16 protein-coding genes are annotated in these 21,908 nt (G+C 41.1%); 1 reads left to right on the top strand and 15 read right to left on the bottom strand.

The features are described from left to right. Nucleotides 1-2: 2 nt before the first annotated feature. The 15 genes from AXF23_RS00285 to AXF23_RS00360 form a co-directional block, all read right to left on the bottom strand. On the bottom strand, nt 3-518 hold the full coding sequence (locus tag AXF23_RS00285) for a hypothetical protein (protein ID WP_107623890.1): 516 nt from the start codon (nt 516-518) through the stop codon (nt 3-5). Between the two features lie 26 nt (nt 519-544). Beyond that, on the bottom strand, nt 545-1,108 hold the full coding sequence (locus AXF23_RS00290) for a DUF4410 domain-containing protein (RefSeq protein WP_009011780.1): 564 nt from the start codon (nt 1,106-1,108) through the stop codon (nt 545-547). 40 nt (nt 1,109-1,148) lie between these two features. Then, complete coding sequence (locus AXF23_RS00295) at nt 1,149-1,691, bottom strand: hypothetical protein (RefSeq protein ID WP_107623891.1); 543 nt, start codon at nt 1,689-1,691, stop codon at nt 1,149-1,151. Between the two features lie 36 nt (nt 1,692-1,727). Beyond that, nucleotides 1,728-2,957 carry a beta-ketoacyl-[acyl-carrier-protein] synthase family protein gene (locus tag AXF23_RS00300; protein ID WP_107623892.1) on the bottom strand — a complete coding sequence of 410 codons (1,230 nt, stop codon included), beginning with the start codon at nt 2,955-2,957 and terminating at the stop codon, nt 1,728-1,730. 131 nt (nt 2,958-3,088) lie between these two features. Next, nucleotides 3,089-3,817, bottom strand: a complete 729-nt coding sequence (gene fabG / locus AXF23_RS00305; RefSeq protein WP_107623893.1) for a flexirubin biosynthesis SDR family reductase FlxB — start codon at nt 3,815-3,817, stop codon at nt 3,089-3,091. A 491-nt stretch (nt 3,818-4,308) separates the two neighbouring features. Continuing rightward, nucleotides 4,309-5,073: an ASCH domain-containing protein gene (locus AXF23_RS00310; RefSeq protein ID WP_107623894.1), complete on the bottom strand. Its 765-nt coding sequence runs from the start codon at nt 5,071-5,073 to the stop codon at nt 4,309-4,311. A 48-nt stretch (nt 5,074-5,121) separates the two neighbouring features. After that, on the bottom strand, nt 5,122-6,531 hold the full coding sequence (locus AXF23_RS00315; RefSeq protein ID WP_107623895.1) for a DUF2130 domain-containing protein: 1,410 nt from the start codon (nt 6,529-6,531) through the stop codon (nt 5,122-5,124). 108 nt (nt 6,532-6,639) lie between these two features. Continuing rightward, a complete protein-coding gene (locus AXF23_RS00320; RefSeq protein WP_107623896.1) occupies nt 6,640-7,125 on the bottom strand; it encodes a DUF488 domain-containing protein in 486 nt (161 codons plus the stop codon). Beyond that, complete coding sequence (locus AXF23_RS00325; protein WP_158267672.1) at nt 7,115-7,726, bottom strand: DUF488 domain-containing protein; 612 nt, start codon at nt 7,724-7,726, stop codon at nt 7,115-7,117. The genes AXF23_RS00320 and AXF23_RS00325 overlap by 11 nt, the downstream gene beginning before the upstream one ends. Nucleotides 7,727-8,348: 622 nt before the next feature. Then, entirely contained in the window at nt 8,349-9,788 is a 1,440-nt protein-coding gene (locus tag AXF23_RS00335) for an ATP-binding protein (protein WP_107623898.1), read from the bottom strand. 13 nt (nt 9,789-9,801) lie between these two features. Further along, nucleotides 9,802-10,182, bottom strand: a complete 381-nt coding sequence (locus tag AXF23_RS00340; RefSeq protein WP_107623899.1) for a DUF488 domain-containing protein — start codon at nt 10,180-10,182, stop codon at nt 9,802-9,804. A 393-nt stretch (nt 10,183-10,575) separates the two neighbouring features. Then, entirely contained in the window at nt 10,576-14,538 is a 3,963-nt protein-coding gene (locus AXF23_RS00345; RefSeq protein WP_107623900.1) for an HsdR family type I site-specific deoxyribonuclease, read from the bottom strand. Nucleotides 14,539-14,553: 15 nt separating this feature from the next. After that, nucleotides 14,554-15,759 carry a restriction endonuclease subunit S gene (locus AXF23_RS16045; protein ID WP_199222142.1) on the bottom strand — a complete coding sequence of 402 codons (1,206 nt, stop codon included), beginning with the start codon at nt 15,757-15,759 and terminating at the stop codon, nt 14,554-14,556. A gap of 2 nt (nt 15,760-15,761) precedes the next feature. Further along, entirely contained in the window at nt 15,762-18,320 is a 2,559-nt protein-coding gene (locus AXF23_RS00355) for a type I restriction-modification system subunit M (protein ID WP_107623901.1), read from the bottom strand. Nucleotides 18,321-18,368: 48 nt separating this feature from the next. Continuing rightward, nucleotides 18,369-19,382, bottom strand: a complete 1,014-nt coding sequence (locus tag AXF23_RS00360; protein WP_107623902.1) for a helix-turn-helix transcriptional regulator — start codon at nt 19,380-19,382, stop codon at nt 18,369-18,371. A gap of 1,296 nt (nt 19,383-20,678) precedes the next feature. Between AXF23_RS00360 and AXF23_RS00365 the strand changes: the two genes are divergently transcribed. After that, complete coding sequence (locus AXF23_RS00365) at nt 20,679-21,908, top strand: DUF4929 family protein (RefSeq protein WP_107623903.1); 1,230 nt, start codon at nt 20,679-20,681, stop codon at nt 21,906-21,908.

The raw sequence follows: 21,908 nt of genomic DNA on the forward strand, positions 1-21,908 counted from the left end.
CCTTATTTATTTGCCTTTTTAATTTCTCTTATAAATAACTTAGCGAAAGATTCACCTAATTCATCCATCGGATCCTTAAATGTTATTGGGTCATCATTATCGCCATCGTCAGACTTAAACGCCATCGTTGCCTCTAGCTTTGTGGAACCTACCTCACGTAAATAAGCATTACCACTAATACTTCCGTCTTTATAAACAACCAATGGGGTCAGAACAAGGATATATTTAGTGCCTCTGGAATGAGTCGTTACACTAAGATTACGCTTATAACATTCGTCATTGAACTCTTTAACAAAATAGTCAAGAGAGCGTTCTTTCCAATCAGCTACTCTTCTTCCAAGCGATAAGAAATCCTTAAAAGGGAGATCTTTATTGTATTTAATCCTTGTCAAATCTAAGCAGACAGCAACCGTCTTCTCACCTTTCAGGCAACAAAGACTGCCACTCTCTAACTTCACCTTTGCAATACAAGATAGGTTCAGAATTGACAGAAACATCAATATGATAATCTTTCTCATATCTTATATCACAAAAAGCGTTATGTTTACTTTGCCTTCTTTATTAGCTTAACAACTTGTTCAGCCAATTCGCGATAGGTTTCAATACGGCGCTTCTCATTACCGTAGCCTGCACCAGCAACTCCATCAACATCAATAACAGCAAATGGTTGCTTCGTGTTCTTCTCATAGAAGTTCATCAGAGCACTCATGTGAGCATCACCAGCACCAAAGCCTATGAGGACAGAGACACCAGTACTACCATAATGGAAGTCTTTCACCTCAATAACTATGGTATAGTCAGCTTCACTCTTCTTATCCGTGATCGTCACACTCTTCGTTTTATCATTGAAGCGCTCCATGAAGTTTGCTTCTGCACGTTCAAGTTCTGACTGATAATCACGCTCCCACTCTTTGCCTTTCTCTTTCAAGAAAGCCTTCGCATCCTTACCTTCTAATGTTGCATGACTATAGTCCCAAACAACATAAACTTTTGCTTTTGAGGTCTTTAATGGAGAAAGTGAACCGCTCTTTAATGTTACATCTGCCTTAGCAAACACACTCATCACGCAGCACACGATAAAAGATAATAACAATACAATTCGTTTCATAATCGATAAAATATAAATTAATAATCAAATAATAATCTCTTTAGATATCTAAGCCTACTGTTAATTCTATACCATTTGCATCACCGTTTATAGTCCCGAAACCCGTATCTATCTTACAGTTCTGAAGTGTATAACCAATCGCAGTACTGAGTCCAAACTTACTATGACCAAAATAGAAGTGACATCCTACTTGTGGCGCAAAGTATAAGCCTTCACGGTCTCCCACACTATAACCGACTTTTGCACTTATATATGGGGAGAAATTCTTACGCAATTCCTTATGAAACTCCAGACGTGTGTCTACAAACAGAGGAACACTCCAGTATTCACTGTCCCACCAGTAGTTTACGGCTACACCTCCACCGATAAATAATTCCGGATTAATCTGTACGCCATGGGAAGTGGAAAAGAAAGTACGATTCTCTTTCACATCACCTGTCCCAAACACATTACCTTCTGAGATGAATCCCCTATAACGTGGAGCTTGCTCCCAACCATAGGTTTCATCACTCTGTGCATTTACAATTGGACTGTAAAGAAATACAGCGATAAGGACCAACAAGGTCTTTACATACATTTTCATAATAATATAAATTAAGTTTTAATTAGTCAATACCCATTAGTCCTTAAATTTCTTAATGACCAGAGCGGAATTAGTACCACCAAAGCCAAATGAATTACTCAGAACTGTATTTACTTCTGTGTCAATAGTTGTTGTAGCAAGGTTCATCTTCTCTGAATGTTCATCAGGATTCTCAAAGTTGATGTTAGGTGCTACGAAATTATGCTGCATCATCAAGATACTATACACTGCCTCTGATGCTCCAGCCATCCAACACTCATGTCCTGTCATACTCTTGGTAGATGAAATGAGGGCATGTTTACCTCCAAACATACGGTTCAAAGCAATTGCTTCATACATATCTCCTTGGTGTGTACTCGTAGCATGGGCATTGATATAGTCTATATCATCAGCTTCCATATCTGCAGCCTTCAACGCACGAGTCATGGCAACAACACTTCCTTCATCGGATGGTTGACTGATACCACCGCCATTGCTTGAGAAGCCATACCCAACAACTTCGGCAAGGATATTCGCTCCACGTGCCTTCGCATGTTCATAATCCTCTAATACCAATGATGCTGCTCCACCACTCGGTATGAGTCCGTCACGATCTCTATCAAACGGGCGACTGGCTTTTGTCGGCTCATCCATGCGAATAGAGAAGGCGCCAAGTGCATCAAATGATGCCATTGAATAATAGTTTGTCTCTTGTGCACCACCGCAAAGGACCATATCCTGAAGTCCTTGCTTAATCATCATAAAACCTAAACCTATAGAATGACTACCACTGGCGCAAGCTGAACTAACAGTGAAATTCACACCGCGCAAATGGAAGATAGTACTGAGGTTCATATTGACCGTTGAGTTCATCGACTGGAAGATGAGTCCATAACCTAACATTGCAGAATCATGTTTCTCATCCATTATCTTTGACGCTTCAATGACAGGTTGGGCTGAAGAGTCATTACCAAAGATACAACCTACTTCATTCTCTCGCAGATAGTCATCCGTGATACCTGCTTGAGCAAAGGCTTGCAAACTTGACATGTAGGCATATCGTGCCTCTTCTGACATACCTGCTCGTATATGACGGTCAAGCATCTTCTTCGTGATGACAGGTTCTGCAACGATACCCGTCAATGCTGAACGATAGCCATAGGTAAGGCGTTCTTCCTGAATGCCTATGCCCGACTTTCCTTCATATAATGAATTCTTTACCATTTCAAGGTCAGTACCAAGGCATGACCATATTCCCATTCCTGTTATTACTACTCTTCTTTCCATAAGTTATTTATTAGGAGTTATAAAAGTTAAGGAGTTTGAGGGATTAAAAGCCAACAGCAGAAATCCCCTAATATCAGCAATAATACATTTCGCTTTACACTTGTAATTCCTTAACATCTCACAACTTCTCATCAAGTGTACAACCCTCCATTCACATTAATTACCTCACCTGTAACGTATGCAGCAGCATCCGAAGCAAGGAACGCCACGACCGCAGCAACCTCCTCTGGCTTACCGAAGCGTCCCACAGGGATGAGCCTCTTCAGTTCATCCTCTGGTAACTCCTTCGTCATATCAGTCTGTATGAAACCAGGCGCTACAGCATTCACTGTGATATTTCGTGGTGCAACTTCCTGTGCCAACGCCTTTGTTGCACCTATTAGAGCAGCCTTTGCTGCACTATAATTAACCTGTCCTGGCATACCTTTCAGTCCTGACAGTGAGGCCATATTGATAATTCTTCCTCCATGTCGACGTGGCATCATGTGTTTCAATAGTCGACGTGTGATATAGAAGAAACCATTCATATTCGTATCCAAAACGCTATGCCAGTCGTCTTCCGACATCATAAACATGACATTATCTCTTCGAATGCCCGCATTATTCACCAACACAGAGATGAACTCATCTGGATGAGCAGCCTCCCAACTATCAATAGCAGCTTCGATAGCCTTCGGATCAGCAACGTCAAAGGGTAGGAGTTCAGCATGACCACCCTTCTCCTCTATCAGTTGTTTCACTTCTTGAGCACATTCTGAATTAGAATGGTAATTGATTATTATAGAATATTGTTCGGCTAAGGACAAAGCTACAGCACGTCCTATCCCTCGCGAAGCACCAGTAATTAAAGCATACTTCATGTTTTATTAGCTTTTAATTATACTTAAATAAAATAAGGAATACACTCTATATCATTATTTACCGACAAAGGTATGACTTTTTTTTGAATTATATTATATTCCTAAGTATTTTTTAATATTCTCTCGTAGGATATTCCCCTCCCATCATAGATACCAAATGATTTTTATCGTTGATACATCCCTTTATTCCACAACTATAAACGTAAAGACTTATTAATCTATATTTCACCTACATATTAAAGCAATGTGCCGTTTTCCTATAAGTAGAAATAAATCCATTCCCAAAGTGTGATACTTTCTGTTCTGATGATGAAAGTTGATGAATACAGGCAGGGTACAACTATAATATTAAGTTTGAGACAGGTGGAAGAAGTCACGTGACTATTTGACAACATAGATGTTCATAGACTGTATGTTCGTATGATATCAAACGTTCAAACAAGAGTTCTACTCTTTTTCGTGACCTCTATCCATCCTATTATAACAGGAGTTTACTTCTTTAATTTGAAGACCATATCAAAGTAATTGATTTCCTCCATATTCCAATTTATTGCTTTCAAAGATGAGCCATCTTCTAATTGATAGTTCCCATAACCCATTTCTGCCACCTCGAAGGTCATTGTTCGAATAGGTGATTCAAGGCGTACAGTGAAAACATCCTTAAAAATATCTTCTGCTGTCGTTTGCTCCTCAACCGATTTTTCCAGTAAAGCAACGACCTCATCAGTAACACCTAAATGTAACATACCATCCTCAACGATATCGTCCAAACTACTCTCTGTCAGTGGAACAACAAGGCAATCGCCCTCTAAGCGTGGTGCACGACGTACCAGCTTATGAGCTGGTGGTAGATTGTTCTCGTCAATCTCGGGTGTCTCAAAGAGGTTCAACTTCCCTTTAATCCCTCTAATAGGTTCATCGAAGATATAAGCATCCTCTATATACCATTGATGTTCCACTGGTACTGCCCAAACCGAAGTAGAGTCGTCGCTATCTCCATTTACCGTTACATAACCAATGATTGCTGAGTATTCCAGGTCTTCATACTCAGGGAAATTACCGAACATTTGATTGTTCTCTATTTCATTGTTTACGTTAAAGATGGTGCGATCAGCGAAATTCTTTGGAACCTTCGTCGATGAGGCATGTATCAAGATGCGGCCCTTATAGTTGGGAGCCCACGTTCTATTCTCTATGTCTTTCAGCCCACTCACCAATAGTGAGGCCCATGGCTGTCTTACGGATAACGTCTTCATTTTCTCAAGTATTTAATAGATAAGGATTCTGCAGTAACGACACAACGCCTATTCCTCGTCGTCTGTAATTTCTACTGCTGCCTGTGCATTCCGAGCCTCATCAAACTTCGCCTTCATCGTTGGGTTATTAGTTGTGAGTCTACGAATGGTCAATTTCTCGGTATCCTTAGTAGCAAGGCGCAGGTTGTTTTCACTACTAACCAACTCCGCACGCACCTTTTGCAGTTTAGAGATGGTAGCGTCTATATCCCTAATCGCATCATCAAACTTTCTCGTATAGAGTTCATAATGTCTACTAAACTTATCTTTGAAGTCCTCCATCTTTGCCTCAAAGTTCGTTACATCAACCTCCTTACTCTGTGCTAAGATGAGTTGCTTCTTGTATTCCAAAGCGTTCTTCGATGCCTGCACCAACAGTGTGATGAAAGTCACAAAGAATTGTGGGCGAATAACATACATCTTCGGGTAGACATGACTCTTATTCACGATACCACTATTATATAGCTCACTGTCTGCCTCCAACAAACTGACCAACACGGCATACTCACATCCTTTCTTCTTTCTATCCTCATCTAACTTCTTCAAGAAGTCGTCGTTCTTATGTTTGGTGGCAGTAGTATCCATCTCGTTCTTCATTTCAAACATGATAGATAGGTATTCTGTCCCATCCTCTCTATCTCGGAAGATGAAGTCGCCCTTCGTACCATCACTCGCATCATTGTCTTTTTCAAAATAAGCATTAGGCATCAGTGGACGCAGATAACGTTCGAACTCATTACTACAATGCTGCTCTAACGTCTCACCAACCATCTTTGTCGACATCTTCGACTTTAGTTCTTTGTAATAGTCTATCTGCTCTTGCTTCATACGCAACTCTCTCTCATGTTGCTTCTGCAAGTCTGCTTCATGTAGCTGAGCCTTACTCCTCTCCTGCTCTATTTCGTTCTGCAGCATCACAATCTTGTTTTCTTTCTCTTGTGCTGCCTGCTGCGCCTTGTTACGCTCATCCATCACAGCCAACTGCAGTTTGTCTCCACTCTGGCTAATCTCTGATTTCAACTCACTGATAGTCTTTTCCTTCTCAGCGAGTGCAATCTTCATTTCACTTGTCTTCTGCGACTCTATCCCTTCTAACCGTGCTTTAAGTTTCGCTATCTCCTCACTCATCTCCGATTTCTGTCGAGACAGCTCACTCTCTTTCTCACCTTTTAGTCGCTCTATCTCAGCCACCTTCTGACCTAATTCCTTCTCCTTTTCCGACAACTTATTTTGGAATGTCTGCTCGGTCTTCGTCGTAACCAACGCCAATTCAGCCTTGTTACGCTCGTCCATCTCAGTCATTCTTCTCTTCACCTCAGCTTCGATTTCCTTAGTCTTAACTTGGTTCAATATAGAAGCATAGTCGGCCTCATCCACCTTGAAGATATTTCCACACTTAGGGCATTTTAGTTCTTTCATAATTCTTTTCTTTAAAGTTATTATTTATGTTATGTGTGCAAAGGTAATACACATGAGTGCAGCCTTTCTGCATAGAAGATTAATTTTCTTATTTGTCAAAAGATCAGTTTATAAATTAGTAATAGAATAAGAATATATTTCATGTATTCGGTTAACAACTAAAGAATGGTGGCAAGCCTCAGCTTTTTCTTCTACACAGAAAAAGACTATCCGATTATAACCTTCGCTCTCTATCGTACGCATTAGAGCTTCTATATCATATCCCTCGAGTATCTGATGTACATACTCATGCACAAATACGCTACCCAGCTTCGTACGTTTTTGTTTCGTCTCGCCTATAACTTTATCCGCCTCTTTTTGCTTCATTCTAATGTCCTTTGTAGGGGATAAATCTTTTATGTAGAGATAACCAATACCAAGTTCCTTCAACTTAGCTTGTAGATAATTACTATTGACATACTTATACTGATTTCCTCGTACTCCACGCCGTTGGCGAATATCGACAAACAAGTCAACTTGTGCTGCAATCAATTTAGAGAAAAATGTTTCTTCCGTTGAACCATAAACTCCGATAGTGTAAATTTCAGTCTTCATATTGATAACTCAGTTGTATTGTTGATTTGTATGATTTGCGAGACTTGAAATAAGGCTCTGGCTGATCTGAGAATAAAGAATTAGGCTCCCAGCCACGACATAAGCCTCTTATCACATCCACTTCTGAAATAGTTTTAGATACATCTATGATGTGACGCATATTAATCTTATACTGAAAATAAAGTTCACGCCCTATCAGTTTACTTCTGTGACATTCTGATGGGTTACTTTCACTACACATCAATGCAACACGAAGACCATTTTCTGAAGCAAGAACCAACCTTTCCAATCCTCTCTTGAAACGATAATCTTTTGCCATCTCCTTATAGTCAAAGAAACCATCATCATCAAGACACTCGGTACTTAAAGGTCTACCTCCTATATATGAGTCACTCTCAGGATTACCCCACCAATCGTATTTTATCTGGCAGTAACTATTCAAATCTCGCTTCAGAGTCTCTTGATTAAACTCAGGATTCCACTTTGAATAGGGTACAGTCCTCACGTCAATAAGATAGGATATCTCGAAAGAATTAAGCTCTTCGATAAACTCCTCTATGGACTTATGTCCGTGACCTATAGAATACAGTGATGTCTTCATACTCATACCTTTTACTATTGCAAATATAAGATTTTATTTTTTAATAACCATTCATAAGGTCGTAAAAATAATACAAGAGGATGAATTACCATAAGTTTTAGATTGCGGGTTCTTTACTGTATATTTCATTAAAATTGTGGGAAGCATTTGTTTTGAACTTATATCACAACAACCCTCCATCCAACAACTTTATTTTTAATTCAGTTTGCTGTCATTTTAACATTTCCCTATAATACCCTATGCATTAACGCTTTAGCTGTCAGAGATGAGTGACAGAAGTGACAGGAACTCCAAGATATAGTCAACACTCCAACGATAAGGTTGTCCTCAAAATATACGTACCACATGACATACCACTTCAACTTGGAATGGGACTGGTGATACTGTGAACACGATAACCTAAAGCTATAATCATATCAAGGTTATAGAATGTAGTCAGATAAGGTTTGTTATATGCAGCAGTTTTCTGGAATTTCTGAACAACTGCTTTTTCTTGTGATTCTCCTTCTTCAAGGACCAGCAATAAGCTGATTAGGGTAGACTGGATTTTCTTTGCAAATAAAAAGTTACTGATTATCATGCTGTTACATATAAATATGATTTTCTTTGCAAATAAAAATCTCTATACATAATATGGTAAATAAGTCATAAATTTCTTCGACTTAGTCTCTGGGTCCACGGGCTTTATCAGTCCTACCTCTACTGTATCAGCAATTATACGAGAAGCTATAGATGAATCATTCTTTGTAAGTTCAAAACGTTCCCTAACAGACAAGTTGTTGATATACTCTCCATTTTCATATTTCAAACAAGCATGTTGGTAACAAGCAGACACCTTTTCATCCTTTATCATATCCTTAAACTTTTTCTGAGGGTATAGAAAAACTCTTGTATGCTGTTCGCCTTTGGTAAATTTAGGGGCAGGCAGAAACATCTGCTCAATTGCGGAAATAGCTCGGTCTATTCCGCTACCGCGTTTTTCACAAATTCCCAAAAGAAACATTGTCTGAGCCAATTCTTCATTACGTGACTGCGGTGGTAGGTCTATCAGCCTATTGATGTCATTAAGTGGCGCTCCTGCATTAGTAATAGCTAGTCTATTAGAGAAAATTTCTATAGTCACAGGTAGTCCCTTTATTCCGAAGTCTTGATGGACAATGGCATTCGCAACAAACTCTCGAATTGCAATTTGAGGATAGGTTGGAATTATTTCTCTCTTTACCCCAATACTCTCTTTACCTGTATTTTGCATGATAAAATCGATTAGGCCTTCAAAGCCGACGGCATATCCGTAGGTGCCATGTTGCTCGAACTCTTGAGAACGATTGTTCTTGCCACTATATTTTCTCACGATTACTTCTCTACCACGCAGTTTAGGGAAATCCTTCAAATCCCTTGCAAAGAGTAAAGCTCCCAAATTAGTGATACCCCAGATTCCATTATTCCCATGACAGAGATTGTATTCACTTAAACGATTAACTATTGAGTCTGTCGTATTTGGAACATCTCTCCCCACAAGTTCAAAGAAAGACTTGTAATCCAGATATTGAAGAATCTGTCCCTTTGTAAGCTCAGATAAAGCTAAACGTTCTTCAAAGGTGACTCCCTTAGATGTCGCAATCATTTCTTTAACTTGATCACGAGACATCTTTACTGTCTGGCCTGCAGAACGCAAATACGAATCAAATATATTATGTCCACGTAGAACTACTGGTTTGTCATGCTGTTCAGGTATATAGATGAACAACAAATCATAGCCATTAAATTTCATAACACTATGAGATATAGGAATAGAGTACTCCAGATTATTCTTGGCTATATTCCCCATTTTTTGGACAATTGTCTTAATATCCTCTCGCGATAAATTAAAACAACTTCCATCATCATTTACACCATAAACAAGGACACCACCTCCTTTGTTATTTGCAAATGCGCTTATGTGTTGGGCAAGGCGGTCCGTCTTACATGACAGACCACTTTTCCAGTCTAGCTCGTTCAATTCTGTCGGAACGGGACTAAGACTATCCTTAAGCGTCTTAATGGCTTTTTCTTTCCAATCCATGTATCTTTTCCTTTCAATTATGTTTAATCTCTTTGATTTGTGATATCCCACCGACTCCAGCATCGCCTGCCCAGCTTCGAATTCCTCTCTTGAAACGATAGTCTTTTGCCATCTCCTTATAGTCAAAGAAACCATCATCATCAAGACACTCGGTACTTAAAGGTCTACCTCCTATATATGAATCACTCTCAGGATTACCCCACCAATCATATCTTATCTGGCAATACTTATTCAAATCTCGCTTCAGGGTCTCTTGATTAAACTCAGGATTCCACTTTGAATAGGGTACAGTCCTCACGTCAATAAGATAGGAAATCTCGAAAGAATTAAGCTCTTCGATAAACTCCTCTATGGACTTATGTCCGTGACCTATAGAATACAGCGATGTCTTCATACTTATACTTTTTACTATTGCAAATATAAGATTTTATTTTTGAATAATCATTCGGAAGGTCATAAAATTAACACAAGAGAATTAAGTTCCATAGGTGTTAGATTGCAGGCTCTTTCCTTTATATATCTATAAAATAGAGGGAAAGCCTTTGCTCTGAACTTACATCACAACAACTCTCCATCCTCAAACTTTATTTCTCCCTTCGTTTGCTGTCATTTTAACTTTGTCTTCCAACCCACTACAAACTAACGACTTAATCATTCAGAAGGAATAATAAGTATGACAGAAAGATTATTCTTCGTCCTTCTGCAGCCTACTGTCAATCATCTCCTTCCTGAACTGTTGCGCTCTTTGCAACAGTTCAGAAAGAAGACATCACATCACCATCAATGTCTACTTATCATCTGGGCCGTCTTCTGCAACCCGACTATAACTTACAGCGTCATTCTCTGGCAACTCATAAAGCGGACAATCTCTTCTTGCTTCCATGTCATGACCAGCACTCTCAAGATCGGTGATACAAGAGCCTGTTGCAAAGAAATACATCGTAATGATAATACTGATTGCAGCGTCCACTTCTTTCTCCGATGCTGTAGGCGAGATATGTGACTCATTATTACGCCACTCCTTCACCATCAGCAGATAATGATAGAGCTGTTTGTATTGCTCATCCGCACTGTATTTCAAGCTCCATAATGGTCGTATGGCATGAATAACATCCTTCCACGTAACGGATTGTCCTTCATATTGAGGACGCACCTCTGTCTTCCTCATTAAGAAGAAGAGTTTTTTCAAGTATGCTTCAAACTTAGTGACCAATAGATTGAAACTTACGAACTTGTCTACGATAGTAGCCTTCTTAACAAACAGATTGGTAAAGGCACGCATGATGAAGAGTCCTACTCCATCTAACTTTTCCAATGATTTTTTTTCTAATACGTAGAACACACTATCAATGACCTCGTCCTGTCGACGCATATACTTACCGACTCCTGTCAAGGTATTAGTTAAGATTTCATCTATCCTTGCCTTTACCTTTTCAATATCCAGTGCTGGCTCTTCTGGTTCTTCTTCTACTATTGGTACTACAGTAGTTTCTTCTTCCTTTTGTTCCTCATCACTTTCAAGTGTGACATCATCCTTTAGCCATGCATCAAGTATCTTCTTCCTTGCATCCAAGTCAAGTATGAATTTCCGCAACACACTGTCTGCTTTCGGTAAGACCATAAAGGCAGGAATCGTCTCACCTGTTATCTTTGCTAAGAAGGCACATGTCTTTTGTAGGTCGAGCGTAAGCTTTAAGTTCTCAAAGCGATTAAACTCATTCAGGTTCTGCTCATTGACATCACTACTCATGATATTAATGAGCTGACTTGTATTAAGTCCTGTTGCCTCACTTAACGTCATGATCTGTTTGCGCAATTCCTTTATCTGATACTCTGCGATATAGTCGTATATCGTTTTTCCCTTATCGAGGTGTAAGTCTCCACTCTGTATGTCATGCAAGATGATAAGCGCCGTGTGCTGGTCTTGTTGTGACAATGATGCGAAAGTCTTACAGAGTTCTTCCAAAGCCGTCTTAGTAAGTTCACTACCTGGTCCTTCTGTATATAAGTTCTTAATAAACTTATGGAACTTTGCGTCTATAAACTCTGCATTGATAGTTCCCGTACCTGTTTCGGTGATATAAGTATCAATCTTATATTCCCATTCGTCTTTAGACTCACTGGTTGTTGTCCCATCAAACAATTCACGATAACGCTGTAACAAGATATAATAGGTCTGCTCGTCTATTTCCATCTCTACCTTTGTGTACGTGTCACCATGCTGGAACTCATATAAAGTCTGCTCCCACACGAATCCTTGTAGCTTTGCTGCTTCTATCAAATGGGTCATCTCCGAGAAGCATTTCGCAAACATATTTCTGTCTTCACGTGAGTCAGGTAGTCGCTCAAAGTCTTTGATATTATGAGAATAGAAGATGTCTCTAATGGTCAGGAAACGCTGATTGATATTAGAGAGGTTCTTCTCTAACTTGTCTACAAACACCCCTAATGGTCTGTCTACATACACCTCTAAGGCGTCGTTGACATTCTGCTCCATGGTGTATGGGTAGCTATACCACTTGATAACACCAAATGGCTTACCGTCTCCAAACAAGCGATTGGTACGAGAGAAGGCTTGAATAACATCCACATACTTCATCACCTTATCAACATATAAGGTGTTGACCCACTTTGAGTCATAACCTGTCAACATCTGCGTCACAACGATCAGCAGGTCTATCTGTTTGCTATGGTCTGCTTCTATGTCGATATAGGGTTTCTTATGTGCCAACCTTTTAGCCACATCCTTCTTGTATTTGGCATAGTTAGAGAGCTGAAAGGTCATCCCGTATTTGGCATTATAATCTCTCAACATCTCGATAAGTGCATCCTCACGTGCTATCCCACCATCAGAGTTATCGATGTTATTATCGAAGATGGCTACTACGTTCATGGATGGATAATGCTCTTTGAACAGTTTGTAATAGCTGATGGCTTCTGAAATCTTCTTCGTTGCTAAGATAGCATGGAACTTACTGTTCTTGCTCAGTCTGTCCCATCCTTTCATAATATCCTGCACTACAGCCAAGTAGTGTTCGTCTCTCTCATAGAAGTCTTTTGGCAAGTAATATTCTATGCCATGCACCTTTTTCCCATTATCGGTATAAGTTGCTGGCATTTGCAGCTGGGACATAAAGCGGTCATAGATACTGCGTAGTTCGTCGTCGCTCTCTATGAGTTCTAAGTATTCTTCCGTTGTACGCTTCTTTACTTCAGCCTCTGGGTCACGCTCTTTTAGCTTCAGGTCTATCTGTCTGAACGCTACTAACTCGCGCAACTCATCATCACTGCAGGTGTTTACCCTATATGGGTCAAAGCCCAATACATTCCCGTCTGGGATGGCATTGGCGATGGTGTACTTATGAAGCATATCACCAAAGAGCGTCGCTGTCATTATCTCGTTCTTTGCGTTCTCTTCAAAGACTGGTGTACCAGTGAAGCCGAAGAGTAATGCACGTGGGAAGGTGTGCTTGATACTGATGAGCATTTCACCAAACACACTACGGTGACACTCATCAATGATGAACACCAAGCGTTTCTTACCTATCTGGTCTATTAGCTCCTTAGAGATGGCTGCTCCTTCCTTTACGTTACTCATCTTTTGGATAGATGTTACAATAAGGCGGTCGTCCTTATCCGTACTTTTCAGTTTGGCAAGCAACACTTTGGTGTCCGACGTGTCTTGTATGGAGTCTGGCTCTCCTGCAAATCCTCTATATTCATCAAGCGATTGCACAGCGAGTTCTATGCGGTCGAGTAGGAACACTACCTTATCTGCATCACCAGAGTTGGCTATCAGTTGTGCCGACTTAAATGATGTCATCGTCTTACCCGACCCTGTTGTATGCCATATATAACCGCCTCGGTGCTTATGGTCGTCCCAGTTTGTTTGCTTTACAACATCGCTTATCTTGCTGACGGCGAAGTATTGATAACTACGAAGCACCTTCAGGGTCTTGTCCTTGTCGTCGGCAATGGTGTAGAAACCTACTAATTGGTGTGCCATAGGGATTGACAGTAGGTCGGTGGCTACCTTCTTCCAGTCGTTGACTACCGTGTTGTTAAAGTCTTCCCAATGGAAGTAGTACTGTGGTTGGAAGTTGTCTGCTTTACCAGGGTTGGCAAAGTAGAGTGTCTCCTCTGGTGTCATTGCTACAAAGACTTGCACCATAGAGAAGATACCTTGCGTGAAGACGCCTTCGTGCATGTAACGTTTCAACTGGTAACAAGCCTGACTCACGTTCACCTTGCTGCGTTTTAATTCTATGTGGATGACGGGCATACCGTTGATAAGCAGCATCAGGTCGCCTCGTCGGTCACCAGCCATAGCCTCCTTGGTCTTGAACTTTGGTTGGCGAACTATCTGATAACGACTTTGTCCTGCAGAGATTTCCTTGGGGTCGAATATCTTTAGATAGACAGTCTTACCATAGTTATTACGATCCTCTTGGCAGTCTCGCTTGATGCAAAGCTGCTGTCCATTGATAAGGTTGTTAATAGCGTAGGGCGAATCGCAAAGGTTTACTTGGTCAATAACCTGTTGCATCTCACTTGCTGTGAGCGGATAGTTACCCAACTGGTCTACGCCTCGGTTGTTATCATAGATGATATTAGCCCAGTTTTGCACAAGCTCTTCTTCGGTTGGGTTCTTTATTACTTCGTTCCAACCGTGCTGGAGCAGGTGGTTAGTTAATGCTTCTTCAAATTCAAGTTCCTTTACGAAACCTTGTATGTTGTTACTCATAATCATTCTGTCATTAGGTTGTTATACAAACATCTTGTCTAAGCAAGCTGCCTTTATCTGCCTTAGCTTCTCTAATCGCTGCGTCTGAAGAGCTATCTGCTTGTCTAAAGAGGTGAAGTAGGAGGCGATATGCTGTTGCTCTTCTACTTTAGGTACAAGAAAGACCATTTCCTTAAATTCATCAAAGCTAATAGTTCTTCCATCTCGAATACCGTATGTAATCATCTCAAGACTTTTGATAAAATGTTTTGATGCTAAGACATATTTCCAATATAAATCATGATTTACCTCTTTGTCCTTAAACTCCATGATGGTGTAAGCAGGAGAACATATACCTTCTATTGCAGAGTGTGCAAACCCACCTTGGAACGAACGTAAATGCATAACAAATTGTCCAGGTCTGATGTGCTTGTATGTTGACTCATTTGCCTTGTCATGAAATATATTATATCCAATGGACTCTCTTGTAACCATACCTTTATCTTGCGTAGCTGATAAGACAGGTAATCCTGAGAAGTTCCGTTCATTAACTGTTTTAAATATCTCTGCAGCCTTAGTAATAACCCACTCTCCTTCAAACCCTTTGAACCTAATCTTAGGTACGGTCTCTCCCTTCTGTGGGAACATTGCTTGTAGGCTCGCTTCCTTCACTTGCTTTAATGAAGCAAGACGAGAAGAGGCTGTGGAGATTAATTCATCAACCTTATCAAAATAACTACATATAGCCTGTTGTTCACAAATAGTTACTGGCTTTGTTATTTTACCATTCAAGGACATCTCGTCACTTATATTCATGGTATTCTTAGCACCCTTGTTTACTAACGGTATAAGATATTTATTTATACGCTGTTTAGGCTCAAAATATCTTTGAATATACTTTGAAAATATACCTTCTTTGACATTATAAACAGCGTACAATACAGATACAATACCAGCTTGATAGTTATTCTCTTTAATTATACCAAATGGCTTATCTCTAAGTGGAGATTTTGTATAAACTATTTGTCCAGGGAGTAATATCTTATAGCCAGACACAGACTTTCCTGCATAACTCCTACCAAGGTGTTTTATTTGATTTACTACACCAAAGTCATCAGAGACTGAGAGAACCTCATCCTTTCCATATTTATTCTCTTTATTAACCTCTGTTGAGATATCAAGACAATTATATAGATAGCTATATTCCCACGCATCATTAAATCCTTTTATTCTAATCTTCGGCTTCATACTTACTCCTTTATCAACTCCTTTAACCCTTCTATTGCACGCTCATCACCTGTTAGTTGGTCTATGAGTCCTGCTAACTCTTTGTTTGTTGAGGCAAACTCGTCATTGATTTGCTTATAGCTGACTGCATATTTCTTGTTCAGAGCAACGACAGACGTCTCGAGTGTGGCAAGTACCGAACGTAATGTATCGTCTATTCCGTTGCATACTGGCTCTATCCACTTCTCATGTAAGAATGTTGCCACCTCTTCATCGGATAGGTTTTCAATAGCTTCTACGGTCTTATCAATAAGCTGTTGCTTCGCTGTTCTTATCTCTTTGTTCGTCTTTGTCTGCTCATTCCAAAGTGCAACTATCTTTTCGAGCTTCGCCTTTGTCTCTGGTTCTACGTCAGCCTTAGGCTTTGCATTGGCTTTGATGGCTGCCTTGTCGAAGGCATTGTCTTTCTCGCTTTCGCAATAGCTTTCTGTCTCTTCCTCTGTAAACGAGTCGTGTAGGTCGTCGAGTTCGCTCGTTATGACCTCTATGCGTTGTTGCATATTGGCAATAGCAGTAAGTTCTGCTTGGAACTTCGCCTGCTGAACAAACTCAAAAGGAATGATGCGCCCCTTTACACCGTCTGGTACTTCTATCTCTTCCTCGCCCTTCTTCACCATCTTATAAGCTGTCTCCACCTCACGAGCAGCGTTAAGTCCGTCTTGCTGTAGGGTCTCAATGTCGTTGACTATCGTCTGCCAGTTATCAGCTAAAGCCTGATAAGCAGCATACTTATCCACAAGTGCTATATTCTCCACACGCTTAAAGATGTCGGTGGCTATCTCGTCTAATGCAGTGAGTTCGTGAACAGTCATCGTGTTGTCTATCAATCGTTGGTGCATAGCGTCGGTAAAACCATCAAAGGCATTGGCGAACTGCTGGTTAAACGACTGTACATCCACATTGTTTTCTATCGTCTGCCTCACCTCCTCCGTGCGCAAAAGAGAATAAGGTTTGTCCGCCTCTGGCGCAAACAAGTCGGCTCGCAGAGATGGGAAAGCCTCCCAATAGCATTGCAGACTGTCTATTTCAGCGTTAGGAATACCCCCAAAGACTGTCGCATAAATATCGTAATGTTCAGTCTCCTCATTGCCATCTACATAACGAGGGATATTCAGGTTGTACCCGTTCTCACGTATCTCATCACGACTGACAGTGCGAGAGAAGCCCTTCACCGTGGCACGGTCGCGCACGGTATCAGCAATCTTCTTGATGTCACAAGCCCGCAGCTTGTTTTGTTTTCCATCTTTCACAAAGCACTTGCTGGCGTCTATCACGAGTACATCGTCATTCTCACGATGTTGCTTTAAGACCATGATAAGCGTAGGAATACCCGTCCCAAAGAAGATGTTAGCAGGTAGACCGATAATCGAATCAATGTTGTTTTTCTCAATAAGGTTTGTTCTGATCTGTTCTTCTTCACCTCCACGGAACAACACACCATGAGGAAGAACTATCGTAAGGATGCCATCTGGCTTCAGATGGTGTAACTCATGGAGCAAGAAAGCATAGTCGGCTTTGCTTTTAGGTGCTACACCGTAATTCTTAAATCGGGCATCCATCTCGCGGTCAGTTGGGTCCCAATGCTGGGAATAAGGCGGATTGCTCACAACGGCATCGACGTAGAGCGGCTTGTTCATTTCGCTTCCTACCTGCTGTAAAGGCCAGTCCTCATCTAACGAGTCGGCACAACGTGTATAGATATTGCTGGGCTGAATACCCCGCATAACAAGGTTCATACGGGTGAGATTGTAGGTGTTCTCTATCTGCTCCTGCGCATAATACTTCACTTTATTCTTATCGGCAATGTGTCGGCCAACCGACTTACCGATTGTAATCAGCAGTGAACCAGACCCAGAAGTAGGGTCATAAATCTCTATCTGAGGCTTATTCCTCTGATTCTCCGCCACGAGTTCAGACATAAGGATAGCCACCTCGTGGGGTGTATAGAACTCGCCTGCCTTCTTACCTGCACTGGCGGCAAAGTTACCAATCAGATACTCATAGACGTAACCCAAGACATCATAGTCCTGTGAACCATCTGTTGGGATATCTTTGATAAGTTTGATAAGCTCTTTAATGGCACGTGTCTGACTTGCCGTACTGTCGCCCAACTTACTCAAACCAGCCTGTAACGTCTTGAAGATACCATCATAAACAGGCTTATAGTTTGGACTTACTAAGCGGTCGAACGAGTTAAGAGAGACACTTAAGTCGCCTATATTGAAGTCGCTATCGGGTTTTATCCATGTTGAGAAGAGATGGTCGTAGGCTATGAAGTAGCCTATGTTGTTCTTACAGTAGTCTATGATGAGTTTAGCGTTCTCGTCGTCGTAGTCCTCAACAAGGTTTACTAAGTCTTCTTCTCGCCATCCTGCCTTCAAAAGATAGTTCACCTCGTTATCAGAGAGGAACTTATAGAATATCAAACCAAGAATATAATCCTTATACTCAATGGCATCTATCTTCGAACGCATCTTATTGGCAGCTGCCCAAATCTTGTTTGCAAGTTGTTGTTTGTTCATATCGTGGGTTTCTATTTTTTGTTCTTTTATTTCTTATCTGATGCAAAGTTAATGATTATCTGTGCAGTCTTCGTGCATTGATAGATATTTCTGCAAATTATCTTTTAGCTTGTCTCTAATCTCGTTGCGTAACCATTCGGGGGAGAGTACCTCAACATCGGGGATGAAGGAGAGGATTTGTTGGGATAGTTCACGGTTGGGTTTCACATGGATACTGACTGTGTTGGGCTCGGACAACACACGCTGTGAGGAGTGGATGGGCTTCGAAAGAACGTAAGGGAAACGCTGAGGCGAGAAGCGCAAGACAACCTCCTCGGTGGCTACATCACCGTAAGGAACCGACACGCCGATGACGTCATCGAAGTAAGATGTGAAGTCGGTAGTGACGTTCTCAACGAAAGGTTTAGTGCTACTGGCGTAGCTTTCGATACGGTCTAAGGCGTAGCTTTCAATCCTCCCCTTCTCATCATTCAGCCCAAAGAGGAACCAACGACCATTGTATTGCTTGACATAATAGGGATAGACCACGATGTTTCGCTTCTCACCCCAGTAGGATTGATAAGCTATCTCGAGCGTCTGATGATTGATTGTAGCGTCGATGATGCCTGCCAAATGCTCTAATCCTTTGAGCATATCATTCTGTTCAAAGGCGATAAGGTTCTCGGAGTTGGCTTTAACCCCGAAGCGATATTCCAAGTTAGAGATGACTTCTTCCAGCCAAGCGTTGGTTGGTATGCCACGATAACGGCTGAGCATGTCGATTGTTGAACGAAGGTTAGCCACCTCCTCTGTGGTCAGCTCGTTATTAAAGATAGAGTAGTCGGGATCAGAATAATGGTAATAACACTTCTTCCCGTCGTATTGCTGTGCTCGGATCGGTGCATGATAAGGACTCAAACGCAGGTTGGCAATGTCCTCCCGTATCTGTCGCAGACTGATGTTATAGCCCAACTTCTCACTAACAAAATCGACTAAATCGTCTATATTAAACCTCCGATGCTTATTACTGAAACACTGATCCAAGATTTGATAGCGCAGGTAGGCATTCTTGTTTACTGGCATTGCAATGATAATTATTGGTAGAGTAACTTTTACTTTGCTTAGTTATATTACCCACAAAGTTAAGTTTTTTTAATGAAAAATCATCCCTTTTCCGTCATAATCTCCTGCTCAATGATGAAAAATAAGGCCGATTCTCCCCTTTTCAGGTTGCCCCGTCTCCATCTCTGTCTACCATTCGTGCAATTAGTGACATTCGTAGTTTTTCATATATAGTCCCCTCCTCCTTGTCAAATAATCAGTTCCCTCCACTCCTATCGAGTGTATCGTTTCTATATGTGCTCACCATTCGTGCAATTAGTGAAATTCGTAGTCTTGTAAGTATTAGTGCGTTTTAGTAGTATCGAAAAAGTATGACAAAGTTCCGAATTTAGTTTAGTAAATGGCAGGAAAGTTTATGTTTAGAAATTGTGTTTATATCTATCACTGTATCAAACGGTTACAAACAGCGTTAAAGAAGGGCCTTGTCAAGCCTCAAGAAGGGCGTGTTCTTGAGCCTTAAAGGGCATGTTCTCGAATGGAGAAGAGCATGTTCTTGAATTGAGGGAGGGGCGCTTTGATTATTAAGTATGCCTTTGGACTTTTTATTTCTTTACATCACGATTCCTTAGGGAGTCCTTTCTCACATGGAGGGGAGTTCTTTTTTTCACGGAGGGGAGTTCTTTCTCTCACGGAGGATATTTCTTTCTCGCATAGAGGGTATTTCTTTCTCTCACAGAACTCACAGATTTAACAGAATTTTTCCACCAGCGTTTCGAGTCCACAGAACGCCTCCGGCATACAGATATCACAGAGCGTTACTGCCAAAGATAGGTGTTGGATGTTGAGTGTTAGGTGTTGATGATTAGCCAAAGAGGCATCAGAGTGAATCTATATTCCCATCAAGACACAAGTAGCGAAGGAGGGGTATCTCGGTGATCACTCCCCTCTCCATTCGGAGAGGGGCTGGGGGTGAGGCTTCACTTGGCTGTAAGGTTCTGTGAAATCGGTTGACTTAATGTCTCTGTGGGCCATTGTGTATTCTGTTCTTCTGTGTTTTTCTGTGAGAAGAAATATGCACCCTCTCAATGAGAACACAGAGCATTAGAAATTTCATCATTATTAGGTATTGTACGACCTACCATTTCTTTTTAATTTTGCTACCCCTTACAAATATCAAGAAAATAGTGCAAAGGAGGGCCTCTCGTCTACAACCCACTTGATGGAAACCTTATAACGATTGACAACACGTATTAGGAGATGTAGTCGACAAACCTTGAATAAGAACAAACAAATATATAATTAAAAACAAAGAAAAGAATGAAAGTCATAAAAACAAGTGTTTTGTTGCTTCTCATAGTATGCCTAACAGCAGCTTGTAGCACCGAAAACAAAGCAGATGAAGAGATGACAAATAACGTTGCACTCTCTGTGGTAGGGAATGCTTTTATGAATGAAGACGATACAGAAGGTATCACCCTTCATCTGCTAATAGCATTCGCACCGACGAAAGATGAAACCATCAACCTTGACATAAAAGGTAATGAAGATGAGATCGTACACTTAGAACAAAGTACTATTCAGCTCAAAGCTGGCCAGAAAGAGGCTACGGTGAAAGTTATATCTAATACCAAACATCTACTCTCTGTGCCTAAGACGCTAAGCATCAGTGTTGGGAACACATCGAACCCACGCATAAAAGCAGCCGACGCAGGTGTGAAGATAACCGTCAACCCAGACTCAGATGTTCCGCAACTAAGTGCACACCAGCTGCAACTCATCGAAGGGTATAAACAGAAATATGGGTTCGACCTCACCTACTTAATGGGTAAGATTCCTGTTGAGGCAACCGTATCATTCAACACAGAAGACAAAGAAAGCTACTTCAAAGGAGAAACGCAATTTACAACTAAAGGCTATAGCATCATCACGCTAAGCGAGAAAGCAACCGAAGAAACACCCGTACTGAAGATTATTGACAATCCGATGGGACTCACCTCGTTTTTCTATGACGTCTTGAAGCGCAAGACCGTCGAGGATCAGGAGTTCTTCCTACAACAACCATACGGGAACGCTATCGTACAAGCTATCGGTTATGATGCGACCAAAGAACAGTTTAGTATGACACTCGACGATATTAAACTCGTTCCATCATCGGGTAAGATAGACTTCCTCGTCCAACGTCCTAACGCCTACGACGAGCAGATCTCCGCCCTACCCTTCGTCTACCATTTCTCGGCATGGGAGAGGGTAAAGAAGCTACGTGACGAAGGTGCACTTGTCTACGTTAAAGAGAACGGAAAGATGGTAGGGTATCAGGTGACTGACGAGTTCCTCTTAGCTGGTGGTTCGATTGACCCACAAAGATGGCTTGCAGTCAGTGATGTCAGTCATGATACCTTTGGCAACTCTCCTTCTGACTGGATTGAACCATCTGGGCAATTTGACTTTACAAAGGGGACGATGACATTTGTTTTCCCTTGGGACTTTGAGGCTGCTAACGGATATGAACAGGTAAAAGTCACCTATACCATGCACAAGAATAAGTAA

It is taken from the genome of Prevotella sp. oral taxon 313, from assembly GCF_003043935.1.
Classification (GTDB): domain Bacteria; phylum Bacteroidota; class Bacteroidia; order Bacteroidales; family Bacteroidaceae; genus Prevotella; species Prevotella jejuni.

Coding starts and splice junctions, on each gene's coding strand:
- AXF23_RS00325 (WP_158267672.1), bottom strand. CDS start 7,726: ATGAAGACATCACTGTATTCTATAGGTCACGGACATAAGTCCATAGAG.
- AXF23_RS00290 (WP_009011780.1), bottom strand. CDS start 1,108: ATGAAACGAATTGTATTGTTATTATCTTTTATCGTGTGCTGCGTGATG.
- AXF23_RS00285 (WP_107623890.1), bottom strand. CDS start 518: ATGAGAAAGATTATCATATTGATGTTTCTGTCAATTCTGAACCTATCT.
- AXF23_RS00315 (WP_107623895.1), bottom strand. CDS start 6,531: ATGAAAGAACTAAAATGCCCTAAGTGTGGAAATATCTTCAAGGTGGAT.
- AXF23_RS16045 (WP_199222142.1), bottom strand. CDS start 15,759: ATGAAGCCGAAGATTAGAATAAAAGGATTTAATGATGCGTGGGAATAT.
- AXF23_RS00335 (WP_107623898.1), bottom strand. CDS start 9,788: ATGGATTGGAAAGAAAAAGCCATTAAGACGCTTAAGGATAGTCTTAGT.
- AXF23_RS00355 (WP_107623901.1), bottom strand. CDS start 18,320: ATGAACAAACAACAACTTGCAAACAAGATTTGGGCAGCTGCCAATAAG.
- AXF23_RS00295 (WP_107623891.1), bottom strand. CDS start 1,691: ATGAAAATGTATGTAAAGACCTTGTTGGTCCTTATCGCTGTATTTCTT.
- AXF23_RS00300 (WP_107623892.1), bottom strand. CDS start 2,957: ATGGAAAGAAGAGTAGTAATAACAGGAATGGGAATATGGTCATGCCTT.
- AXF23_RS00345 (WP_107623900.1), bottom strand. CDS start 14,538: ATGATTATGAGTAACAACATACAAGGTTTCGTAAAGGAACTTGAATTT.
- AXF23_RS00365 (WP_107623903.1), top strand. CDS start 20,679: ATGAAAGTCATAAAAACAAGTGTTTTGTTGCTTCTCATAGTATGCCTA.
- AXF23_RS00360 (WP_107623902.1), bottom strand. CDS start 19,382: ATGCCAGTAAACAAGAATGCCTACCTGCGCTATCAAATCTTGGATCAG.
- AXF23_RS00340 (WP_107623899.1), bottom strand. CDS start 10,182: ATGAAGACATCGCTGTATTCTATAGGTCACGGACATAAGTCCATAGAG.
- AXF23_RS00310 (WP_107623894.1), bottom strand. CDS start 5,073: ATGAAGACGTTATCCGTAAGACAGCCATGGGCCTCACTATTGGTGAGT.
- AXF23_RS00320 (WP_107623896.1), bottom strand. CDS start 7,125: ATGAAGACTGAAATTTACACTATCGGAGTTTATGGTTCAACGGAAGAA.
- fabG (WP_107623893.1), bottom strand. CDS start 3,817: ATGAAGTATGCTTTAATTACTGGTGCTTCGCGAGGGATAGGACGTGCT.